Here is a 3,316-nt window from a genome sequence, read left to right on the forward strand (position 1 = left end):
CGACCCGCCACGCCAGCGGCAGCGCCCGTTCGCCGAACCGGACCGCCAGCATGAGGACCTGATGACGATCCGAGATCTTCGACTGGTCCAGGATCAGGGCCAACGGTTCGCCGCCGCCGGCCTGGCGTTCCAGAACCTGCCGGGCGAACGGCGCCATGACTTCGTCAGTATCGACCAGCGGATTGGCGAGAAAGCGGGCGATCCACTGATAGCGCATGTCCGTGCGGTCGGCTTCCAGCGGCAGCGCCGCCGCCAGATCCATCAGGTTGGCGCTCCGCGCGTCCAGCATCGTCGCCACCAGCAGCGACAACTTTCCACGCTGCGTCTTGCGTTGCCGGGGAGGAAGCTGCTCCAACTCGGCCTTGATGCTGTCCGCAAGGCGTTCAATACCGGTCATCGGGCGTGTCCTGGCTCCACCAAAGGCGGAGTCCTTGAATCACACACCAGTTCACCGTGTCAACAACCCTTCACATCAAACTGATGAATACCAAGTGCAAAATCCTATCGTTAACAGATCGGAAGTTTTTAGTTTAGATAGTTAAAGTATGAATTCCGCCGCGCAGTTCGACAGCACCGTTCACTCCCATCACGACGTCTACCTCGTCGGGCTCGCGGCGCTTATTTGCCTGTTCGCCTGCTATACCGCATTCTCCCTGTTGGGGAATGCGCGGGAATTCTCCTACACCCGCCGATACCTGTGGGGTGCCGCCGCCGCGATCGTGGCGGGTTGCGGTGCCTGGGCCACTCACTTCGTCGGCATGCTGGCGTGGCGACCGGGATTTCAGATCGGCTATGACGTCGGCCTGACGGTCTGGTCGTTCGTGCTGGCCATCGCGGGCTCGTCGGCCGGCCTGACGGCGATGCTGAACAGCCGTCTTTCGGAGCGGACGCGAGCAGCATGGGCAGGCGTCCTGGCCGGCGGGACCATTACCGCCATGCACTATACAGGCATGGCTGCCGTCCGAATGCCGGCGGCGATCGATCACAGCGGCATCGCCATGGCGGCTTCCGCCGTCATCGTCATCGGCATGAGCACCCTCGCGTTCCTGATCGCAGGCCGTACCGGCGGCACGGCGGACTACCTGCGACGGCTGGCCGCCACCGTCGCGCTCGCCGCCGGCATCTGTGGCCTGCACTTCACCGGCATGGCCGGCCTTTCCGTGATCCAGGACCAGTCGCTCGACGTGTCCCGGCACGTCCTGGCGCCGACTTCGCTCGCCATCGCTGTTGCGGCGGTCACCGTGATGATCGTCGCCTTCGGCCTGACCGGATCGATCGTCGATCAGCATTTGGCATCGCGCGCCGCCCGCGAATCGAACCGGCTGCGGCGCTACATAACGGAGCTGGAAGCGACCCAGCGTGAGTTGAAGGCGACGACCACGGAACTGACGATGGCACTGGAGGCCGCCGCAGCAGCCAGTCAGACTAAATCGCAGTTCCTCGCCACGATGAGCCACGAATTGCGGACGCCGCTCAACGCGATCATCGGCTTTGCGGATCTCATGGTCACGGAAATCCACGGTCCGCTCGGCGACGAACAGTACCGGGACTATGCGCGGCTGGTCGGCGACAGCGGCTCGCACCTGCTGAGCCTGATAAACGACGTACTCGATCTGGCCCGACTCGATGCGAGCCAGCTGAACTTGACTGAAGACGTGATCGAAGTCGACCGCCTGCTCCACGACGCCGTCCGGCTGATCGGCCCGCAGGCCGGCAAGGCGGAAGTTTCGGTGTCCTGGCGCTCCGGGCAGCCGGGCATCCGCTTGCGGGCCGATGCGCGCCGTATGCGGCAGGTCATGCTCAACCTGCTGTCCAATGCGGTGAAGTTCACGCCGCATGGCGGCTCGATCGACATCGACGCCAGGATGACGAAGCATCCCTGCGGAGTTGGGCTTGAAATCACGGTGAGCGACACCGGCATCGGCATGGCGCCCGATGAAATTCCGCTGGCTCTGGAACGGTTCGGGCAGATCGACAACGGCTTGGACCGCCGCTTCGAAGGGACCGGCCTGGGGCTTCCGCTCGCAAAGCTCCTGATGGAAGTCCATGGCGGCAAACTGGAAATTGCGAGCTTACCCGGGAACGGGACGAGCGTGATCCTGTCCATTCCCTCAGACAGGGTTATCGAACCAGCACCGGATATGCTTGCGGTCGGTCGATAGACCGTAACGTTTCCCATGGACATATTGCGATGCAATATAAAATCCCCGTACGATAGTAATTTAGAGGATTGGCAAGCCGTTTGTTGCATGCAACACTTTGTCCATTGCCAATACCACCGACAGGGCACGGCTAACATAAACGCGAAAAAACGCGCTGGGAGGACGAAACCAATGACCGACGATGCGGGCAAACAAACAAACGCGTCCAATACTTCCACCTCCAATAGCGATGAGGTCACGCAAGACCTCGAAGGAACCCCGCCGTCGCGCCGCGGCTTTCTGACAGGTGCCGTGGCGGCTGCTGCCGGTACGGCTGCGGCCGGACTTTCGATGCCCAATATCGCCCGCGCCCAGACCGTGACGATGCGGTTCCAGAGCACGTGGCCGTCGCGCGATATCTTTCACGAATTCGCTCAGGACTACGTCAACATCGTTAACGGGCTTTCCGGCGGCCGGCTGAAGCTGGAACTGCTGCCGGCGGGTGCCGTCGTCGGCGCATTGCAGCTTCAGGATGCGATCATCGCCGGCGCCCTCGATGGCGGGCATGGCGTCGCCGGCTACTGGTACGGCAAGAACAAGGCCTTCTCCCTGTTCGCTACCCCGCCGTCGTTCGGCTGGAACGCCAACCAGATGCTGGGCTGGATTCGCTATGGCGGCGGTCAGGCGCTCTATGACGAGCTCGTGCAGGACGTGCTCAAGCTCAACCTCGTCGGCTTCCTGATGGCGCCGATGCCGACCCAGCCGCTCGGCTGGTTCAAGAAGGAAATCAAGACCGCGGAGGACATGAAGAACCTCAAGTACCGCACCAACGGCCTTGCCGCCGACATGAACCAGGAACTGGGCGCCGCCGTCACCATCATGGGCGCCGCAGACATCGTTCCGGCGATGGACAGGGGCCTGCTGGACGGCGCCGAGTTCAACAACCCGACTTCCGACCGCATCCTGGGCTTCCCCGACGTCAGCAAGGTCTACATGGTGCAGAGCTACCATCAGGCCAGCGAGTGCTTCGAGGTCATCTACAACAAGAACAAGTACGATAGCCTGGGCAAGGAGCTTCAGCAGGTCCTGAAGATCGCCGCGGACGCCGCCTCGGCCGACATGGTGTGGAAGACGATGGCGCGCTATCCCAAGGACATGCAGGCGATCAAGGATCG

The 3,316-nt window shown here is 62.5% G+C and carries 2 protein-coding genes and 1 pseudogene; 2 read left to right on the forward strand and 1 reads right to left on the reverse strand.

Going from position 1 to position 3,316, the window contains the following annotated elements; genetic code table 11:
* Nucleotides 1-397, reverse strand: a pseudogene (locus AC5JJ6_RS05315) (IS4-like element ISMmg3 family transposase); the annotation flags it as partial.
* Between the two features lie 148 nt (nucleotides 398-545).
* On the opposite strand from AC5JJ6_RS05315, the gene AC5JJ6_RS05320 reads away from it, so the two are divergent.
* Nucleotides 546-2,162: a sensor histidine kinase gene (locus AC5JJ6_RS05320; RefSeq protein WP_496041045.1), complete on the forward strand. Its 1,617-nt coding sequence runs from the start codon at nucleotides 546-548 to the stop codon at nucleotides 2,160-2,162.
* A gap of 171 nt (nucleotides 2,163-2,333) precedes the next feature.
* A partial coding sequence (locus AC5JJ6_RS05325; RefSeq protein WP_496041046.1) for a TRAP transporter substrate-binding protein occupies nucleotides 2,334-3,316 on the forward strand: 983 nt, incomplete at its 3' end.

This window comes from Skermanella sp., assembly GCF_059503625.1.

Bases quoted from the DNA above. Each gene is read 5' to 3' on its own strand.
- AC5JJ6_RS05320 (WP_496041045.1), top strand. From the start codon at position 546: ATGAATTCCGCCGCGCAGTTCGACAGCACCGTTCACTCCCATCACGAC.